General features: G+C 72.5%; 18 protein-coding genes. 13 read left to right on the top strand and 5 right to left on the bottom strand.

Translation table 11 applies throughout. From position 1 onward, the window contains the following. Positions 1 to 87: 87 nt before the first annotated feature. Positions 88 to 723, bottom strand: coding sequence for a 2-oxo-4-hydroxy-4-carboxy-5-ureidoimidazoline decarboxylase (locus IO20_RS36460; protein ID WP_106978555.1), 636 nt, complete (start codon positions 721 to 723; stop codon positions 88 to 90). Positions 724 to 920: 197 nt separating this feature from the next. On the opposite strand from IO20_RS36460, the gene IO20_RS0112750 reads away from it, so the two are divergent. From IO20_RS0112750 to IO20_RS0112735, 4 genes are all read left to right on the top strand, one after another. After that, positions 921 to 2555, top strand: a complete 1635-nt coding sequence (locus IO20_RS0112750; protein ID WP_051874385.1) for a beta-N-acetylhexosaminidase — start codon at positions 921 to 923, stop codon at positions 2553 to 2555. A 46-nt stretch (positions 2556 to 2601) separates the two neighbouring features. Then, on the top strand, positions 2602 to 2832 hold the full coding sequence (locus IO20_RS0112745; protein ID WP_030549025.1) for a FitA-like ribbon-helix-helix domain-containing protein: 231 nt from the start codon (positions 2602 to 2604) through the stop codon (positions 2830 to 2832). Positions 2833 to 2837: 5 nt separating this feature from the next. Then, on the top strand, positions 2838 to 3251 hold the full coding sequence (locus tag IO20_RS0112740; protein ID WP_211270366.1) for a type II toxin-antitoxin system VapC family toxin: 414 nt from the start codon (positions 2838 to 2840) through the stop codon (positions 3249 to 3251). Positions 3252 to 3378: 127 nt separating this feature from the next. After that, on the top strand, positions 3379 to 3939 hold the full coding sequence (locus tag IO20_RS0112735; RefSeq protein WP_030549021.1) for a hypothetical protein: 561 nt from the start codon (positions 3379 to 3381) through the stop codon (positions 3937 to 3939). 21 nt (positions 3940 to 3960) lie between these two features. Here the strand turns inward: IO20_RS0112735 and IO20_RS0112730 are convergent, their stop codons facing one another. Beyond that, on the bottom strand, positions 3961 to 4710 hold the full coding sequence (locus IO20_RS0112730; protein ID WP_030549019.1) for a Clp protease N-terminal domain-containing protein: 750 nt from the start codon (positions 4708 to 4710) through the stop codon (positions 3961 to 3963). 410 nt (positions 4711 to 5120) lie between these two features. Between IO20_RS0112730 and IO20_RS0112725 the strand changes: the two genes are divergently transcribed. Both IO20_RS0112725 and IO20_RS0112720 read left to right on the top strand, forming a co-directional pair. Next, positions 5121 to 5810: an RNA polymerase sigma factor gene (locus IO20_RS0112725; protein ID WP_030549016.1), complete on the top strand. Its 690-nt coding sequence runs from the start codon at positions 5121 to 5123 to the stop codon at positions 5808 to 5810. Further along, positions 5810 to 6988: a hypothetical protein gene (locus IO20_RS0112720; RefSeq protein ID WP_051874384.1), complete on the top strand. Its 1179-nt coding sequence runs from the start codon at positions 5810 to 5812 to the stop codon at positions 6986 to 6988. Before IO20_RS0112725 ends, IO20_RS0112720 begins: the two co-directional genes overlap by 1 nt. Positions 6989 to 7144: 156 nt before the next feature. Here IO20_RS0112720 and IO20_RS0112715 read toward each other — a convergent pair whose 3' ends face one another. Further along, a complete protein-coding gene (locus tag IO20_RS0112715) occupies positions 7145 to 8035 on the bottom strand; it encodes a L,D-transpeptidase family protein (RefSeq protein ID WP_030549011.1) in 891 nt (296 codons plus the stop codon). A gap of 119 nt (positions 8036 to 8154) precedes the next feature. On the opposite strand from IO20_RS0112715, the gene IO20_RS0112710 reads away from it, so the two are divergent. From IO20_RS0112710 to IO20_RS0112700, 3 genes are read left to right on the top strand one after another with little or no spacing between them, the layout of a single operon-like run. After that, the gene (locus IO20_RS0112710) at positions 8155 to 9735 is read left to right on the top strand and encodes an acyl-CoA mutase large subunit family protein (RefSeq protein WP_030549010.1); all 1581 of its coding nucleotides are present in this window, start codon (positions 8155 to 8157) and stop codon (positions 9733 to 9735) included. 59 nt (positions 9736 to 9794) lie between these two features. Next, positions 9795 to 10451, top strand: a complete 657-nt coding sequence (gene leuE, locus IO20_RS0112705) for a leucine efflux protein LeuE (protein ID WP_030549008.1) — start codon at positions 9795 to 9797, stop codon at positions 10449 to 10451. A gap of 37 nt (positions 10452 to 10488) precedes the next feature. Further along, positions 10489 to 11310 carry a MerR family transcriptional regulator gene (locus IO20_RS0112700; protein ID WP_030549007.1) on the top strand — a complete coding sequence of 274 codons (822 nt, stop codon included), beginning with the start codon at positions 10489 to 10491 and terminating at the stop codon, positions 11308 to 11310. Between the two features lie 61 nt (positions 11311 to 11371). On the opposite strand, the gene IO20_RS0112695 is transcribed toward IO20_RS0112700, so the two are convergent. Both IO20_RS0112695 and IO20_RS0112690 read right to left on the bottom strand, forming a co-directional pair. Next, on the bottom strand, positions 11372 to 12685 hold the full coding sequence (locus IO20_RS0112695; RefSeq protein ID WP_030549005.1) for a polysialyltransferase family glycosyltransferase: 1314 nt from the start codon (positions 12683 to 12685) through the stop codon (positions 11372 to 11374). Further along, entirely contained in the window at positions 12682 to 13710 is a 1029-nt protein-coding gene (locus IO20_RS0112690) for a glycosyltransferase family 2 protein (protein WP_030549003.1), read from the bottom strand. The genes IO20_RS0112695 and IO20_RS0112690 overlap by 4 nt, the downstream gene beginning before the upstream one ends. A 219-nt stretch (positions 13711 to 13929) precedes the next feature. On the opposite strand from IO20_RS0112690, the gene IO20_RS0112685 reads away from it, so the two are divergent. The 4 genes from IO20_RS0112685 to IO20_RS0112670 are packed head-to-tail and all read left to right on the top strand — an operon-like array spanning position 13930 to position 18492. After that, the gene (locus IO20_RS0112685; protein WP_030549001.1) at positions 13930 to 15219 is read left to right on the top strand and encodes a DUF6716 putative glycosyltransferase; all 1290 of its coding nucleotides are present in this window, start codon (positions 13930 to 13932) and stop codon (positions 15217 to 15219) included. Beyond that, positions 15219 to 16418 (top strand): acylneuraminate cytidylyltransferase, encoded by a 1200-nt coding sequence (locus tag IO20_RS0112680; RefSeq protein ID WP_030548998.1) that lies wholly within the window; start codon positions 15219 to 15221, stop codon positions 16416 to 16418. Before IO20_RS0112685 ends, IO20_RS0112680 begins: the two co-directional genes overlap by 1 nt. 11 nt (positions 16419 to 16429) lie before the next feature. Beyond that, entirely contained in the window at positions 16430 to 17323 is an 894-nt protein-coding gene (locus IO20_RS0112675) for an N-acetylneuraminate synthase family protein (RefSeq protein ID WP_030548996.1), read from the top strand. Next, complete coding sequence (locus IO20_RS0112670; RefSeq protein WP_030548994.1) at positions 17320 to 18492, top strand: hypothetical protein; 1173 nt, start codon at positions 17320 to 17322, stop codon at positions 18490 to 18492. The genes IO20_RS0112675 and IO20_RS0112670 overlap by 4 nt, the downstream gene beginning before the upstream one ends. Positions 18493 to 18561: the final 69 nt, after the last annotated feature.

Genomic DNA, 18561 nt, shown 5'->3' with positions numbered 1-18561 from the left:
GGTTCGCTCGCGCGGGGTCCATCGGTGTGATCAAACAGGCACGGACGGGCTATCGCGGAGACCGGAATCGCCGCATTCCGGACGGATTCACGGTCCGGAGTGTCGGGCTGTGAGCCCTTCGGTGAGCCGGAAGGCCAGCCGGGCGCGGGCGAGCCGCCTCAGTTCGTCGGCGGCGATCACCCGTTCCTCCTCCGCTTCGTTGCCGAGACGTGACCGGATGCCTGCCAAAACCTGGTCGAGCCGCTCGCCGGGACGCACTCCGTCGAGGCTGATCACGAACGCGTGTCCGAAGCTGCTCTCGTACGCGGCGTGGGCGGCCCGCAGCGCCGTCCGGGCCGCCGGTGGGGCGTCCGGGTGCGGCAGCGCGGAGGACTCGGCGGCCAGGGCCTCGTCGAGATCGGCGCGGGACAGGTCGTACCCGGCCTCGTCGGCGGCGGCGAGCAGGGCGTCCAGGGTGGGGTACGGGCGGTGCGCCGCCACCCGTTCGGCCCAACGGAGGCTGTGGCAGCAGGAGAGGAGCAGTGCCTCGGCCTCGACCGGCGCGGCGGCGTTGAAGCCGGTGAGCCCGCGCAGGGGGCCGTGGGCGGCCGGGCCCTTGTTCTGAGCGGGTATGACCGCGGTGGCGGACGTGTCCGTGGAGCCCGGCTTCCGGCGGGGGACGTGGGTGTCGCTGGTCAGCGTGGGCTCCGGTACTCCGGGACGGGTGGGGTGGGCGTGACTCAACGTTATCGACGGGACGAGGGAAGTGTCCGACGGATGCGCGAATTTCACCCGGAAGGGAGAGTTTCGGAACAAGTGACGGAAGATCCGGTTCCGTGACGAGTGACAGATGGACGGGGACGGACTGTATGTATGAGTGACGGATGAGCGGGTCCGTTCCCCCGATTGGCCGGACCGTCCGCCGTACGGGAGGATTCCGAATGATGCGGTACTCCATACGGGCGCCCCACAAGGGCCCCGCACTCCTGGCGACCGCGGTGGCACTGGCCACCGTGGCGGCCTGCTCCGGCGGATCGCCGAGCGGACCCCCCAGTCCCCCCTCGCCCGGGACATCGTCCGGCGGTACGTCGACGAGCGCCGCGCCCACCAGCGCCCCGCCGAGCCCGACGCCCACGCCCACCCGTACCCACCCCCTCTCCACCGCACCCCGCACCGTCCCCGCCGTCCGCGCCCACGAGGCCGCGCGCGGGCCCGGCTGGAAGCCCGCGGCGACCGCAGGGGTCGTCGTCGCCGCGGACAGCGCGGCCCTCGCCGACGAGGGGAGGCTGCTCGCCGGGGAGCTGGGCATGCCCTACCGCGGCGCCGTCGCCGCGGGACCCGGGGACGTCGAGCTGGCCCTCGGGGCGAAGGGCGGCGCCCCCGAGTCGTACACCCTCACCGTCCGCGACAACCGGGTCCGGATCAGCGGCCCCGACGAGGCCGGCGTCTTCTACGGCACCCGCACCCTCAAGCAGTCGGTGAAGGGCTCGGGCGCGATGCCCGAGGGCACCGTCACCGACGCCCCCGCGAAGCCGCAGCGCGGACTGAACCTCGACATCGCCCGCAAGTTCTTCACCGCCGAGTGGATCGAGGCGCGGCTCCGGGAGATGGCCGACCTCAAGCTCAACCAGTTCGGTCTGCACTTCTCCGACGACCAGGGCTTCCGGATCGCCTCGGACACCCACCCCGAGATCGTCTCGGCCCAGCACCTCACCAAGGCCGAGATCCGCCGGATCCTCGCCCTCGCGCGGAGCCTGCACATCACCGTCGTGCCCGAGATCGACTCGCCCGGACACCTCGGCGCCGTCCTGCGCGCGTACCCGGACCTCCAGCTGCGCAACGTCCAGGGGGTCCCGCGCCAGGGCGCGATCGACATCTCCAAGCCGGCGTCCGCGCGGCTCGTCGACGAGCTGCTGCGCGAGTACGCCGCCCTCTTCCCCGGCGGCTGGTTCCACGTCGGCGCCGACGAGTACCAGGCGCTGACCGTCCGCTCGCCCGAGGCCTCCTATCCGCAGCTCGCCACGGCGGCCCGGCAGAAGTACGGCTCCCAGGCGCGCGTCCAGGACCTGGCGGAGGGCTGGCTGAACGACCGCGCGGCGGTGGTGCGCGGCACCGGCAAGACGGCGAAGGCCTGGAACGACGGCTTCTTCCGCGGCGGCGTCGTCCATGCCGACAAGGGCATCGAGGTCGAGTACTGGACCGGCAAGGAGATCGGGGCCAGGCCGCCGGCCGAGTACCTGGCCGAGGGCCGCAAGGTCGTGAACCTCAACGACGAGTACCTCTACTACGTCCTCGGCGAGCCGAACCAGTTCACGTACCCCACCGGCCGCCGCATCTACGAACAGTGGACGCCGCTCGTCCTGCGCGGCACGACCCCCGTCCCCGCGCGGTACGACTCCCAGATCCTGGGCGCCCGCTTCGCGGTCTGGTGCGACCTGTCCCGCGCGCAGACCCAGGCACAGGTGGCGGAGGGCATCCGGATGCCCTTGACGGCACTGTCCCAGAAGGTCTGGAACCCGACGAAACCGACGCTGACCTGGGCGCAGTTCCAGGCGCTCGCGGCGAAGGTGCGCTGAGAGGCAACTGCTAGCAGAGTGCTTGCAATGCGCCTAAAGTTGTCGCATGGCCACTCTCTACGTGCGGGACCTGTCCGAGGAAGCGCTGACCGAGCTGAAGATAAGGGCCGCCCGCAACAGGCAGTCCCTTCAGGCGTACGCGCGGACCCTGCTGGAGCAGGAAGCCGCGACCCCGTCGCTTGACGACGTGATCGCACGCATTCAGGGGCGCGTCACGGCGCGACTCTCCACCGAGGACGTGCGCGACGAGATCGACCGGGGAAGGCGGCGCGAGTGATCGTCATGGACGCCGGCGCGCTGGTCATGCTGCTCTCCGACGCGGGACCGGTCGGCGTCGCGGTGAGGGAGCGGGTGAAGGGCGAGCGGCTCCTCGCCCCCTACCTGGTGGATGTCGAGGTGACGTCCGCACTCCTGGGCAGGCACCGGGGCGGCAAGCTGACCGACCGCGAGCTGGACGATGCCTGCGCCGCGTTCGCCGAACTACCGCTGCGCAGGTCGGAGCACCTGTTCCTGCTGCCACGCGTGCGGGAGCTGTACGCGAACCTCAGCGCGTACGACGCCGTGTACGTGGCGCTCGCCGAGGGGTACGACGTGCCGCTGGTGACGAGTGACGGCCGGATCAGGGACGGCGCTCGCGCCACTCGGGCCAAGTGTCCGGTGGAGGTCTTCAACGAGAAGACGCACGGGGCGTCGTAGGCGGCTGTCCGGCCTCTATGCAGCGCGCCGCGCCACTGGGATGATTCCGGCCGCGCAGTGACGAAAAAGCGCCCCTCGGCGCAGTAGTGGAAGTACTGCGTCCGCATCGGGTGGCGAGGAGGCGTCCATGACGTCGGGGAACGGCCGGAGCCTGCTGGAACTGATCGACGGGGCCGACGAGCGGGGGCTGGCCGCGGCCGGCCTCGCCTGCCTCGACCGCTGCCTCCCGCTGCTCGCCGCCGACCGCGGCGACGTCCTGCGGCCCGTGTGGGCGGCTGTCGCGCGCGGCGACGGACAGGCCTGGGGCGAGGCAGTCGCCAAGGCCCGCGCCGAACTCGGCGCCGACGGCGCGGAGGACGCCGGTGCCGTACGCGGGATGCTGGCCGCCGCTCCCGAGGCCTGGACCGCGGACGCCCTCCGCGCCTGGGCCGGCGCATGCTCCGTCACCGCCCTCGTCCTGCACGGCCGGTACGACGCCGCCGAGGTGTCCGACGGCCTCGTCGAGCGCTGCCGGGCGGGGAGTCCGGAGGGTGCGGGCCCGCTGCTCGCCGGGGAACTCCGCCGCCAGCAGGCCGTCCTCGAATCGGCCGCCCACGGCCCGACCGGTCTGCGCCGGGCCCGTGAACTCTCCGTCGAGGGCGGCCGGGTGCTGCGCGCGGTCGTCTCGCGCCGGGCCCGCACCGCCTGATTCCTCCAGGCCGTGTCCGGCCTAGGACTCCTGAGGGGACTCCGGGGCCTGGATCGCGACCGAGGCGATCGTCTCGGAGATCTCCCGCTCCGCCGTGGCCTTGTCCAGGCCGAGCCCGCTCAGGACGCCCTGCCCGTCCTCGTGCTCCAGGAGGGCGAGCAGGATGTGCTCGGTGCCGACGTAGTTGTGCCCGAGGCGCAGGGCCTCGCGGAACGTCAGCTCCAGGACCTTCTTCGCCGCCGCGTCGTACGGGACGAGAGCGGGCGGCTCCTCGACGGCCGGCGGCAGCGTCGCCGAGACGGCCTCGCGGACCTGGTCCAGGGTCACGCCCTGGGACGTGATCCAGAACGCCGCGAGCCCCTGGGGCTCCGCGAGCAGGCCGAGCGCCAGGTGGGCGGTGGTGATCTCGGCGTTGCCGACGGCCGTCGCCTCGTTCTGGGAGGCCATGACCACGTTCCTGGCCCGGGTGGTGAAGCGGTTGAACCCCGCGTTCGCGTCCATCTTCTCCGCGTCCGGCTCCTTGGGGACGAAACGCTTCTGGGCCGCCTGGCGGGTGACGCCCATGCTGCGGCCGATGTCGGTCCAGGAGGCGCCGGAGCGCCGGGCCTGGTCCACGAAGTGGCCGATGAGGTGGTCGGCGACGTCGCCGAGGTGGTCCGCCGCGATGACGGCGCCGGAGAGCTGCTCCAGGGCGTCGGGGTGGACCTTCTTGATCGCGTCGATGAGTTCGTCGAGGCGGACGGGAACGGTCGGAACGACTGGATTCGTCATGAGTGCAACCCTAGGTTGACACCCACCCACTGTCAACCAGTCGTTGACAGTGGGTGGACAGAGTGCGCCCATGACAGGGGAGAAGGCTGGGAAAAGGGAGGGGAAATGGGAGACGACCGGGGCCGCCACCCCCCACAGGAGAGGCCCCGGTCGTCGTCCACGGAGCCGCAGCACGGCTCCGTACTCCATTCAGCGCCGAGGCTGCGTTTTCTGTCACACCGCGACCGCTCCCCGCGTCCGGCACCCGAGGAGCACGTCATCACCCAGAGGTTGCAAGTTGCACAAAGACCCCGGATCGCGTGGACGCGGCGCCGGAACACGACGTAGCGTGCACATGCGCGAGGCGGCGTGGGCGGTGGTGACCAGCCGCGATGAAGCGACCGACGCGACCGACGAACAGGGTTTGGGGAGTGCTGGGGGACGACGCGGAGCTGACGGCCGCGGTGCTCGCTGCGCAGGACGGGGACGAGAACGCCTTCCGTACTGTGTATCGCGCCGTGCATCCACGGTTGCTCGGCTACATACGGACACTGGTCGGCGACACCGACGCCGAGGACGTCGCCTCCGAGTCCTGGCTGCAGATAGCCCGCGACCTCGACCGCTTCGACGGCGACGCGGACCGCTTCAGGGGCTGGGCCGCCCGGATCGCCCGCAACCGCGCCCTCGACCACATACGGATGCGCGGCCGGCGGCCGGCCGTCGGCGCCGACGAGACCGAACTGACCGACAAGCCCGCCGCGTCCGACACCGTGGGCGAGGCCCTGGAGGCCCTGGCCACCGGGGACACCATGCGGCTGATCGCCCAGCTCCCGCAGGACCAGGCCGAGGCCGTCGTCCTGCGCGTCGTCGTCGGCCTGGACGCCAAGACCGCCGCCGACACCCTGGGCAAACGCCCCGGTGCCGTGCGCACCGCCGCCCACCGGGGCCTCAAGAAGCTCGCCGAACTCCTCGGTGCCGGCGCGGGCACGGACGGACCGGACGGCACGGGTGAGCCCGTCGTCTCACTGGACGGTGTGCCTCCGCAACGCGGCCGTGCGCCGGGGGCCGTGACCCCCCGCGGTGTGACGCAATCACGTCCGCGTACGCAGAAGGACATGTGATGGCCGACGAGCGGTACCAGTGGCTCGATCAGGAGGCCGCGGAGCGGCTGCTCCGCGGTGAGCCGGTCGAGGCCGTCGGCGACCATGCCCGCACGCAGGCCGAACGCCTCGCCGGAGCCCTCGACGCGGCCCGCGCCCAGGCCGTCGTGGCTGCCGGGCGCACCGAACTGCCCGGCGAGGCCGCCGCGCTCGCCGCCTTCCGGAAGGCCGCCGCCGAGCGCGCCGCCGTCGGCGCGGGCGCCCGCGCGGCGACCGCCGCGCCCGCCGCCGCCCGCACCGAGCACGCGGATCTGGGCCGGGTCCGGCTCGCGCCCGTCGTCGCGCCGGCCCGTCGTTGGGGACGCTCCCTGCGGTACGGAATCGCCGCCGCGGTGGCCGCCGTCACCGTGGGAGGGGTCGCCGTCGCCGCTGGAACAGGTGTGCTGCCCCTGGTCGGTCCGGCGCCCGCCAGCTCCGTCACGGCGGGGGAGACACCCGACCCGCTCGTCTCGAAGGAACCCGGCATACGCACGGACCCCGAGGCACCTCCGACGGCCCCGGGCGGCAGTGGCGAACCCGCCCCCGGAGTCTCCCCGTCCGCCGGCACCGGCTCCACGACGGCGCCGACCCCGGGCCCCGACGGGCAGGGCACCGGCGTCCCGGACCTGGGCACCCCGAAGCCGGGCAGGAGCACGTCGGGCCCGGCCAAGGACCCGGGCGGCGACGCTTCGGGCCCCGGCGGTACGGGCGTGAGCCCGGGCGGTACGACCTCCCTTGAGCGGGCCGCGCAGGCCTGCCGGGAGTACCGGGCGGGACGGCTGGACGCCACCGGCCGGAGGCAGCTCACGAACAACCTTCGCGGCGGCGAGACCCTCCGCCGATACTGCGACCGGATCCTCGGCGGCGGTGGCGGTACGGGCACGCCCGACGGCGGCGGCAAGAGCGGCGACGGCGCCACGGACGGCGCCAAGGGCGACTCCGACCCCGACCCCGACGACGACCGGAACCAGGACCGGCCGGGCGGCCACAACGGCGGCGGTCGGGACGACGAGCGCGGCGGCGGCAGCGACCGGACCGGGAACACCGTCCCGGACACCCGCGGCACCGTCCGCTCGACGGCGGCGGAACCGGCGGCCGAAACGGCAGCGGATTCGACGGTGGAATCGACGGCCACCGCACGTGTTCCGCTGCCGGTGTAACACTTCTCGGCGCGACGGCGCAGTATGGAGTGAGCCGACTGGTCATCGGCCGCGCGGTGAGCCGGGGTTCCCCCCGTACCTACGGCTCCGCGCACCCGGCGCGGGTGGGACACGTTCCCCCGGTCCCACCCGCGCCCTCTCTTCTTCCCTCCCGGATCACCAGTGGACGACGACCTTGTCGCCGACCTTCACCTGGTCGAAGAGGGTCGCGAGCTTGGCCCGGTCCCGGACGTTGACGCAGCCGTGCGAAGCCCCGTTGTAGCCGCGGGCCGCGAAGTCCGACGAGTAGTGCACCGCCTGGCCGCCGCTGAAGAACATCGCGTACGGCATGGGCGTGTGGTAGATCGTCGACGTCCACTCGCGGGCCTTCCAGCCCACGCTGAACGTGCCCTCCCTGGTCGGGGTGTTCTCCGAACCGAAGCGGACGTCCATGGCGGAGACGACCTTGCCGTCGATCATCCAGGCGAGGGTCCGGCTCTCCTTGCTGATGCACAGCACCCGGCCGGTCATGCACCGGGCGTCGGGCGTGTCCAGCTGGTTGGTCGTCGACGGCTTCAGCTCGTCGGCGGTCGGCTTCCGGCTCGCCCCGAGCAGCTTCCGCCAGGTCGCCGCGTCGACCCAGCCCCTCTCCGGCAGGCCCTGCGTCTTCTGGAAGGCCTTGACCGAACGGGCCGTCATCGTCCCGTAGAAACCGGTGGGCGCCCGGTCGAAGTGGTCGAGCTGCCGCAGCCGCGCCTGGAGCTCGCGGACCTGCTCGCTCTCGTCCCCGTCACGCATCATGACCTCGGGGCTCGGCGCCTCGGTGGTCGGCGCCTCCGTGGGCGACGCCTCGCTGGTCGGCGTGGTGGACGCGGAGGGGGCCTTGCCGTCGTCGGACGGTGTGGCGGTCGGCACGGGGGTGGTCGGCGCGGGGGCGGTGGTCGCGGGCGTCTTCGTCGGACTCGCGGAGCCGCCGCCGCCGGCCGCCTGGGCCGTACAGGCGGTCGCGAGGGCGACCGAGGCCGCGGCCAGTACTGCTCTGCGTATGACGGAAGAAGACCGCTTCATCGTTGCCCCCCGGGACGTGTCGTGTACACCTAGGGATGCTTCCCGGGCGCGTGTGGTTGCGCGCGCTGACCAGGAACCGAGCATCCTGTGAGGAACACAGGTCTAGAGGGAGGCAGCACATGGCGCGCGAGTCGGAGTCGGGACTCCCCATCGAGCCGGTCTACGGCCCGGACGCCCTGGCCGGCTGGGAACCCGCGGAGAAGCTGGGCGCGCCGGGCGCGTACCCCTTCACGCGTGGCGTGTACCCGTCGATGTACACGGGCCGGCCCTGGACGATGCGGCAGTACGCGGGCTTCGGCACCGCCGCCGAGTCGAACGTCCGCTACAAGCAGCTGATCGCGAACGGCACGACGGGCCTGTCCGTCGCCTTCGACCTGCCGACGCAGATGGGCCACGACTCCGACGCGCCGATCGCCTCCGGCGAGGTCGGCAAGGTCGGTGTCGCGATCGACTCGATCGAGGACATGCGCGTCCTGTTCGACGGGATCCCGCTCGACAGGGTCTCCACGTCGATGACGATCAACGCCCCCGGCGCCCTGCTCCTCCTGCTCTACCAGCTCGTCGGCGAGGAGCAGGGCGTCCCTGCCGACCAGCTGACCGGCACGATCCAGAACGACGTGCTCAAGGAGTACATCGCCCGCGGCACGTACATCTTCCCGCCGAAGCCTTCCCTGCGGCTCATCGCGGACATCTTCAAGTACTGCCGGACCGAGATCCCGAAGTGGAACACCATCTCGATCTCCGGCTACCACATGGCCGAGGCGGGAGCCTCGCCCGCGCAGGAGATCGCGTTCACCCTCGCCGACGGCATCGAGTACGTCCGCACCGCCGTCGCCGCCGGCATGGACGTCGACGACTTCGCCCCCCGGCTCTCCTTCTTCTTCGTGGCCCGCACCACGCTCCTGGAGGAGGTCGCCAAGTTCCGGGCCGCCCGCCGGATCTGGGCACGGGTCATGAAGGAGGAGTTCGGCGCGGAGAACCCCAAGTCGCTGATGCTCCGCTTCCACACCCAGACCGCGGGCGTCCAGCTCACCGCCCAGCAGCCCGAGGTCAACCTCGTGCGCGTCGCCGTGCAGGGCCTCGCGGCCGTCCTCGGCGGCACGCAGTCGCTGCACACCAACTCCTTCGACGAGGCCATCGCCCTGCCGACGGACAAGTCCGCCCGCCTCGCCCTGCGCACCCAGCAGGTCCTCGCCTACGAGACGGACGTCACCGCCACCGTCGACCCCTTCGCCGGCAGCTACGTCGTCGAGAAGATGACCGACGACGTCGAAGCGGCCGCACGGGAGCTGATGGGCAGGGTCGAGGAGATGGGCGGCGCGGTCGGTGCGATCGAGCGCGGCTTCCAGAAGAGCGAGATCGAACGCTCCGCCTACCGCATCGCCCAGGAGACCGACAGCGGCGAACGGGTCGTCGTCGGCGTCAACCGCTACACGATCGACGTCGAGGAACCCTACGAACCCCTCCGCGTCGACCCCGCCATCGAGGCCCAGCAGGCCGCCCGGCTCGCGCGACTGCGGGCCGAACGCGACCAGGCGGCCGTCGACACGGCACTGACCGCGCTGAAGAAGGCGGCCCAGGGCACCGACAACGTCCTCCATCCCATGAAGGACGCCCTCAGGGCCCGCGCCACCGTCGGCGAGGTCTGCGACGCGCTGCGCGAGGTCTGGGGCACGTACGTCCCCACCGACGCCTTCTGATCTTCCGGTATGCGGAACCCTGAGGCGGATTGTCGTACCCGTGTGCGAGGATCCGCCTCATGCTGGGTGTCACCGACCTTCCGACCTACCTCGTGGGCCTCGTCCTCATCATCCTCCTGCCGGGGCCGAACTCGCTGTACGTGCTGTCCGTCGCCGCCCGCAAGGGCACGCGCACGGGATACAAGGCCGCCGCCGGCGTCTTCACCGGCGACGCCGTCCTGATGACCCTTGCCGCGCTCGGCGCCGCCTCACTGCTCCAGACCACCCCGCTGCTCTTCATGATCGTGAAGTACGCGGGCGCGGGCTACCTGGCCTGGATGGCGTACGGGATGCTGCGGGCGGCCTGGTCGATGTGGCGCGAGCGGCACGACACACAGGCGGAGGAGACGGCGCAGGCTCCGACGGCCGCGGGGGAGAACCCGTACCGCCGCGCCCTGATCATCAGCCTCTTCAACCCGAAGGCGATCCTCTTCCTCATCTCCTTCTTCGTGCAGTTCGTGGACCCCGGCTACGCCTACCCGGCGCTGTCCTTCCTCGTCCTCGGCACGCTCCTGGAGATCGGCAGCTTCCTCTACCTCACGATGCTGATATTCGGCGGGACCCGGCTCGCCGCCACCTTCCGGCGCCGCAGGCGCCTCTCGGCCGGCGCGACCTCCGCCGCGGGCGCCCTCTTCCTCGGCTTCGCCGCGAAACTCTCCCTCAGCAGCGCCGCTTGACCCTCACACCGTGTGAGGCCGTTCCGTAGGGATCGTCATGTTCACCATCGGAGACTTCGCCCGGCACGGGCGGGTGTCGGTCCGGATGCTGCGCCATTACGACGCCATCGGACTGCTGCGCCCGGCCCGGGTCGACCCGCACACGGGCTACCGCTTCTACACGGCGGACCAGCTCGCCCGGCTCAACCGCGTCATCGCGCTCAAGGACCTCGGCTTCACCCTCGAACAGGTGGGGGCGATCCTCGGCGAGCGGATCGACGCGGACGAGCTGCGGGGAATGCTGCGCATGCGCCAGGCCGAGCTGGAAGCGGCCATGGCGGAGGCGCGGGCCCGGCTCGCCCAGGTCGGCGCGCGGCTCCGAGCCATCGAGAGCGAGGGACGCATGTCCACCCAGGACGTCGTCGTGAAGAGGATTCCCGCCGTGCGGATCGCCGAGCTGGACGGGGTCGCCGCGAGCTTCGGCCCGCAGGACATCTCCCCGGTCATCGGACCGCTGTACGAGCGGCTGTGCGGCCGGCTCGAGGCCGCGGGGGTCACCGGGTTCGGCCCGGGGATCGCGTACTACGAGGACGCGGGCAAGGGCGACGGCTCGGTCGTCGTCCACGCCGGCATGACCGTGCCGGAGGGGACGGCCGTGGAGGGCGTCCAGGTGCGCGTCCTGCCCGCCATCGAGGAGGCGGCCACCATCGTCCACCGGGGATCGATGGAGGAGATCCTGCCGACCGTGCAGAACCTGGCCGCGTGGCTCGACACCAACGGCTACCGGTCGGCCGGCTACGCCCGTGAGCTGTACCTGGAGTGCCCGGAGGACCCGGCCGGTTGGGTCGCCGAGATCCAGGAGCCCGTCGCCCGCGCCTGAGCGCGCACGCGCCCGCGGGCCCGGGACCCCCGCACGGGTCCCGGGCCCGCCGTCGTCACCGCTACCTCTTCAGCGCCCTGCGCAGTCGCAGCGCGCGCCGGGCGAGGCGGCGGACCTTGGGGTGGCGGGGGAGCGGGATGCCGCCGGGCAGGTCGAGGACGGTGAGGCGGCGGCGGGTGAAGTGGTGCCGGGTGCGCTCGGCGAGCGGGCCCGACAGGTGCCGTACCGCCGGCTCCCGCAGCTCGGGCCGTATCTTCGGCTGCATCGCGAAGCCGACCGCCGCGACCAGGTCGTTCAGCTGGTCCGTACCGATCTCGGCGGCGGCGGCCTCGCCGTCCTCCAGGGGCGGTACGACGGCGTCCACGACGGTGAGCGGGATGCGGTTGCTGTTCTGGAACGGGGTGAGCCGTTCGAGGAGGGTGCCGGTGCCGACCCGGGCGACCGGCAGCCCGTAGAAGGTCCGCGCGGTGAGCAGCGCCGTCGAGAAGCAGCCGACGACGAGCGCGGGCCGCAGCTCGCCGTAGAGGACCTCGGCGAGCACCGGCCGGTCCTCGACGGTCAGTTCGGCGCCGAGGTCCGCCGCCTCGCGCACCAGCGTCCGTGACCAGGCGTCGGGGGCCGTCGGGTGCGGCTTGAAGACGAGCCGCCGGTGGCCCAGGGCGATGGCGCCCCTGACCATCCGCAGGTGCAGCTCCTCCTCCTCGGCGGCGGTGAGCAGGTTGAGCGCCGCCAGGTACTGGCCGAGGAGCAGCGCGGGCCCGTCCCCCGCGGCCGCGGGGCCCGTCAGTTCGCCGACGACCTTGGTGAACGCCTCCGTCGGTACGGTCTCGGCCACCGCCCCGAACTCGGCGAGCAGCAGCGGCGCGAGTCCGGGGACGAGGTCCAGGTGGAGGAGCCGGCCGACGCGTCCGCCGATCAGCGGGTCGATCTTGTTGCGGGTCGGTCCGTAGCTCATCAGGCCGTCCGCGTACACGGTGATGGGCGCGTCGGGCAGCAGCTGGGCGATGGCGAGCGCGGGTGTCACCTGGGGTGATTCCAGGGCGAGTTCGACGCGGTCGTCGCCGAGGTCCCAGAGCTTGCGCAGATGGCGCTGGAGGAGCGGCAGGTCGCTGGGGCGCGGGGTCCAGCCGCCCGGGTGGAGCGGGGAGATCGTCTCGTTCCACGACAGGACGGAGTCGAAGCGGCCGCGCAGCCGGTCGAATCCCTCGGCCTCGTCGAGCGGCGGGGTCGTCTCCGGTACGGCGGCGTTGTTGGTGACGAGGAGGATCCGGCGGTCGGCGGTGGGGAAGCAGCCGCTGTCGAGGGCGGCGGCGATCGTCACCGCTCCGTAGAGGGTGGAGGCGCAGAAGATCTGGGTGGTCCGGCGGGTGCTCACGCGGCCACCTCCGACTCCGCGCCGGAGCGGTCGCCGGGGCCCTGGTCCGGGGCCGAGGGCGGCGGCGCCGGGCGGCGGCGGCGCAGTTTGCGCAGCATCGTCGCGCGGTCCCCGCCCATCGCGGAGAGCGCCTCGTCGAGGACCCCCTGCGGCATCCTGCGCAGCGCGCCCGCGCTCATCGCCTTCAGCTGACGTGCCACGTCCGGCTCGAACCGTTCGATGGAACCGATGTGATGGGAGATCACCGCGCAATAGGTGCGGACGGCCTTCGGGAGAAGAAGGTCGGCGTCCGCGTCCCTCGCCGTTTCCTCGATCACCTGGTCGAATGCGCGAATGAAATCCAATTGCCGTACATCGCCGATCTGGGTGAGCGAGGTCGCCACTCCGCGCCGGTAGAAGACGCCGAGTTCGCCGATCGCCGCGAAGGATTCCGCCTCACGGTGCAGTTTCCAGATCCACGGCCGGTCCTCGGCCGTCCGCAGCCCGTGCGGGAAATGCAGCAGGCCGCGGTCGAGGAGCCGGCGGTGATAGATCCCCGCCCAGGCGTACGGGTAGTCGACCGAGGTCGTCCGGTGCGCCGGCAGGATCGCGTCCCGCGGGTTCAGCACCTCGCCGCGGCGGGCGACCGGCGCGCGGCGGATCCCGCGGTTCCTGCCGGTGACGGAGACGTGGTCGGTGCGCAGGAAGTCGCAGCCGAGTTCCTCGGCGGCGGCGACCAGGCGGGCGTAGTAGCCGGGGGCGAGCCAGTCGTCCCCGTCGAGGAAGGTGAGGTATTCGCCGCGGGCGGCGTCGAGGCCGGTGTTGCGGGCCGTGGCGAGGCCCTCGTTGTGCGCGTGCCTGATCAGGACGGCACCCGGGATCTCGCGCGCGGCCCGTTCGAGGAGCTCCGGAGTCCCGTCCGACGAGCAGTCGTCGACAAGGAGGAACTCGAAGTCCTCGCGGGCGTTGGCCCGCAGGCTGGTGAGGGTGTCGGGGGCGTATGTCTGCACGTTGAAGAACGGCACGACGACGGAGAGCTTGACCACCCGGCCGACGCTAGGCGCCGCCCCGGCATTCCCACCGACCGGCGGGCAGCCGTTCGGTGAACACCAAGCGGCGGGACGATTAACCGCCTTTACCGGCAAGGGAAATCGGCCACGGAAAGTCCGTATCGCGGGCCACTTCAACCTGCGGAGAGGCTCTGTTCACCGTTTGTTGTGGTCCAGTTGGGCCGGAAAGCGGAATGCCCTTCTAGCGTCCTCGACGTGCAAGGAAGTAACAGAGAAGCGGTACGGGTCGCCGTACTCGCCGACTCCGACACCCGGTGGAAATGGGGCGCCCTCACGGCGCGCCGCATCACCACGGCGACCGCCGAACCCACCGGATTCGTCCTGCGCGGACGGGCGACGCCCACCGCGCGCCAGCTCGCCGAGACAGGGGTGTCCACGACCACCCCGCGCGAGGTGACGGGCGCGGACTTCCTGCGTGCGGTACGGGACGCGGAGGCGCGCGGCGAGGGATACGACGTCGTCGTGCTCGCCCTCGTCGGCGGCACCGTCCGGGCCGTCCTCCAGGGCCTGGCCGATCTGGACCTCGACCGGCGCCCGGTGATCGTCACCGGCTACGTCGGCGTCGTCTACGAGAAGCTCACCGACGGCCTGCTGCTCCGCCACGGCGCCGATGTCGTCCTGGCCAACTCCCGCCACGACGCCGAGCGTTTCCGCGCGGTGTACGAGGGAGTGGGCGCCGGAGCCGACTCGGTCGTCGAGGCCGCCCTGCCGTTCCTCGGCGGCGCCCCGCACACCCCCGAGGCCGGCCGCGACACCCTGGTCTTCGCCGCCCAGCCGTCCGTGCCCGCGACCCGCACCGAACGCGCCTACGTGTTGAGGCGGCTGATCGAGCACGCCCGGCTCCACCCGCACCGCGAGGTGCTCCTCAAGCTCCGCTCCAAGCCGGGCGAACACACCACGCACCTGGAGGAGTTCCCCTTCCAGAAGCTGGTCCGCGAACTCGAACCGCCCGCCAACTTCCGCCTGGTGTACGGGCACATGGGCGAGGTCCTCGACCGCACCGACCTCCTGGTCACCGTCTCCTCCACGGCCGCCCTCGAAGCCCTCCACCGGCGCGTCCCCACCGCGATCCTCACCGACCTAGGGGTCCGCGAGGCGCTCGGCAACCACCACTTCGTCGGCTCCGGCCTCCTCGCCTCCTTCGACCGGCTCGACAAGGGGCTCGCCCCGACGCCCGACGAGACCTGGCTCGCCCGGCAGGGCGTCGCGTCCGACGGCTCGTACGAGGCGGCCTTCGACGCCGCCCGCGACCGGGTCACCGCCCTCCTGGCGCTCCCCGCACTGCCCCCGATCACCCCCTACTACACCGCGGAGACGGCCCCCGGCTACCTGCCGGGGATCCTCGCCCGCCACCGCCTGGACGTCACCGCGCCGGAGCCCCGCGAGAGCGGCCTCCGCCGGATCGTCCGGGACGCGGCGCGGGGCGCGTACCGCCACGGCGTGCAACGCGTCGCGCCCGTCATCCGCCGCCTGGGAGAACTGTGATGCCGACGACGAATCCGAGCACCCCGACCGTGCTCGCCGTGATCCCCGCGCGGGGCGGCTCCAAGGGCGTGCCCGCCAAGAACCTCGCGCCGGTGGCCGGCGTCCCCCTGGTGGCCCGCGCCGTCCACGCCTGCCTCGGCGCCCGCCCCGTCACCCACGTCGTGGTCTCCACCGACGACGCCGCCATCGCGGCGGCGGCCCGCACCGCCGGAGCGGAGGCCGTGCAGCGCCCCGCCGAGATCGCGGGCGACACCGCCACCAGCGAGGCCGCGGTCCTGCACGCCATGGACGCCTTCGAGGCCACCCACGGCCGTCCGGCCGACGTCGTCCTCCTCGTCCAGTGCACGAGCCCCTTCCTCGGCTCCGCCGAGGTCGCCGAGACCGCCGAGCGCATCACCTCGGGCGCCGCCGACACGGCCTTCACGGCCGCCCCGTCGCACGGCTTCCTCTGGCGCGACACCCTGCGGGGCGCCGAGGGCGTCAACCACGACAAGGCGCACCGCCCCCGCCGGCAGGACCGGGAGCCCGAGTACCTGGAGACCGGCGCCGTCTACGCCATGGACGCGACCGGCTTCCGCAGCCACCGGCACCGCTTCTTCGGCCGCACCGCGCTCGTCGTCACCGACCCCGCCCGGGTCCTGGAGATCGACGACCCGCACGACCTGGCCCGCGCCCGCGCCCTCGCGCCGCTGCTCGACACCCCCGCCACCCCCGGCTTCGCCGACATCGACGCGGTGGTCCTGGACTTCGACGGCACCCAGACCGACGACCGGGTCCATCTCGACTCCGAGGGGCGCGAGTTCGTCTCCGCGCACCGCGGCGACGGCCTCGGCATCGCCGCCCTGCGCCGCGCCGGACTCCCCGTCCTCATCCTCTCCACCGAGCAGAACGCCGTCGTCGCGGCCCGCGCCCGCAAGCTCAAGATCCCCGTCCTGCACGGCATCGACCGCAAGGACCGGGCGCTCAAGGAGTGGTGCGACGCCGAGGGCATCGACCCGCAGCGCGTGCTCTACGCCGGAAACGACGTCAACGACCTGCCCTGCTTCCACCTCGTCGGCTGGCCCGTCGCGGTGAGCAGCGCCCACGACTCCGTACGGGCCGCGGCCCGCGCGGTCACCGTCACCCCGGGTGGCTCGGGCGCGATCCGCGAGATCGCCGCCTGGCTCCTCGGACCCGAGCTCAACACCCCCAACTCCTAAGGATCGGCACCATGAACACCCGACTTCGCACCCTCGGCGACAAGACCGCAGGACCGGGCCACTCCGTCTACATCACGGGCGAGATCGGCATCAACCACAACGGTGACCTCGACAACGCCTTCGCCCTCATCGACGTCGCCGCCGAGGCCGGCTGCGACGCCGTGAAGTTCCAGAAGCGCACCCCGGAGATCTGCACCCCGCGCGACCAGTGGGACATCGAGCGCGACACCCCCTGGGGCCGGATGACGTACATCGACTACCGTCACCGCGTCGAGTTCGACGAGACCCAGTACCGCGCCATCGACGAGCACTGCAAGAAGCGCGGCATCGACTGGTTCGCCTCCCCGTGGGACACCGAGGCCGTCGCCTTCCTGGAGAAGTTCGACGTCCCCGCCCACAAGGTCGCCTCGGCCTCCCTCACCGACGACGAGCTGCTCCGCTCGCTGCGCGCCACCGGCCGTACGGTCATCCTCTCCACCGGCATGTCCACCCCGGCGCAGATCCGCCACGCCGTCGAGGTCCTCGGCAGCGCGAACATCCTGCTCTGCCACGCCACCTCGACCTACCCGGCCAAGGCCGAGGAGCTCAACCTGCGCGTCATCCAGACGCTCCAGGAGGAGTACCCGAACGTGCCGATCGGCTACTCCGGCCACGAGACCGGCCTGCAGACCACCCTCGCTGCCGTCGCCCTCGGCGCCACCTTCGTCGAGCGCCACATCACCCTCGACCGCGCCATGTGGGGCTCCGACCAGGCCGCCTCCGTCGAGCCGCAGGGCCTGCAGCGCCTGGTCCGCGACATCCGCACCATCGAGGCCGCCCTCGGCGACGGCGTCAAGAAGGTCTACGAGTCGGAGCTCGGCCCGATGAAGAAGCTCCGCCGGGTCCAGGGGCTCGTCGCCGCATGACCGGGCAGCTGGCGTTCGTCGAGAGCCCGGTCCAGCTCCTCAACGTCCTGGAATGGGCGCACACCCAGGCAGCCGCCGGGGAAGCGCCCGCCGCCGCACCCGCGGGTGCGGCCGGCCCGACGGACGCCGGCGCGTCCGTGCGGGCGGTTCACGCGACGGACGCCACCCCTGGTGCGGCAGCCGCCGCACCGCCCCTCACGATCGTCGTCCTCTCGCCGACCGATCCCATGTCGCGTGGCCAGCTGCGCCGGATGGCCCAGCTGGCCCGCGACGAGGGCTTCACCGTCCACTGGCAGGAGGCCCGCGGCGGCCGGGGCTCGCTCGCCCGCACCCTGCGCGAGCTGGCCCGGCCGCTGCGCTCGGCGGAGCGGGTGATCATCGGGGACCCGTTCTCCCGGTACGTCCAGCTCCTCCTGACCCTCTTCGGTCCCCGGCACCTGACGGTCGTCGACGACGGCACGGCCACGATGGAGTTCGCCGCCCAGCTCGGCCGCGGCGAGCGCCTGGTGCGCTGGCACCGCAAGGGCAGCCTCGGCCCGCGCGAGCTGGTCCTCGCGCCGGTGACCTCGCTGGCCAAGCGGCGCCTCGCCCCGGCCCGCGGCCGTACGGTCGAGATCTTCACCTCGCTGCCCGTCGAGGCGCCCGAGGGCGTCACGGTCACCGACAACTCCTTCGCCTGGACCCGGACCCGCTTCGGGCCGCCGCTGCTCACCGGTGGCGCGGACCTGGTGGGCACCTCGCTGGTCGAGACGGGGGTCGTCGACGCCGGCCACTACGACCGGGTGGTGGCGGAGCTCGCCCGCGCCCACGGAGCCACCCGTTACTTCGCGCACCGCAGGGAGAGCGCGGAGAAACTGCACCGGATCGCGGTCGAGACGGGCCTGCAGGTGGTCCGGCCCGAGCTGCCGCTGGAGCTGATCGCCCGGCGCGGCCCCGTCGGCCGTACGATCGTCAGCTTCCCGTCCACGGTCGTGCACACCCTGCCGCTCGCCCTCGCCGGCACCGGGGTGAAGGTCGCGGTCTGCGAGATCGCGCCCGAGTGGCTGCGGGAGAGCGCCTCACCGCGCGCCCAGGGCTTCCTGTCCGGAGTGGCGGGCACGGCGGCCCACGAGGTCGACCGGCTCACCGCGCGGGCGGCGGCCCCCACCGACCGGCTCGAATTCGGCTGAGCGTACCCACACGGAAGGCCCTTCATGCCTGGCAAACCGAGATTCTTTCCCCTAACGGGCTGAAGTTTT

It is taken from the genome of Streptomyces exfoliatus, from assembly GCF_000725545.1.
Lineage (GTDB): Bacteria > Actinomycetota > Actinomycetes > Streptomycetales > Streptomycetaceae > Streptomyces > Streptomyces exfoliatus.
This window is presented reverse-complemented; position numbering and strand designations above follow the sequence as displayed.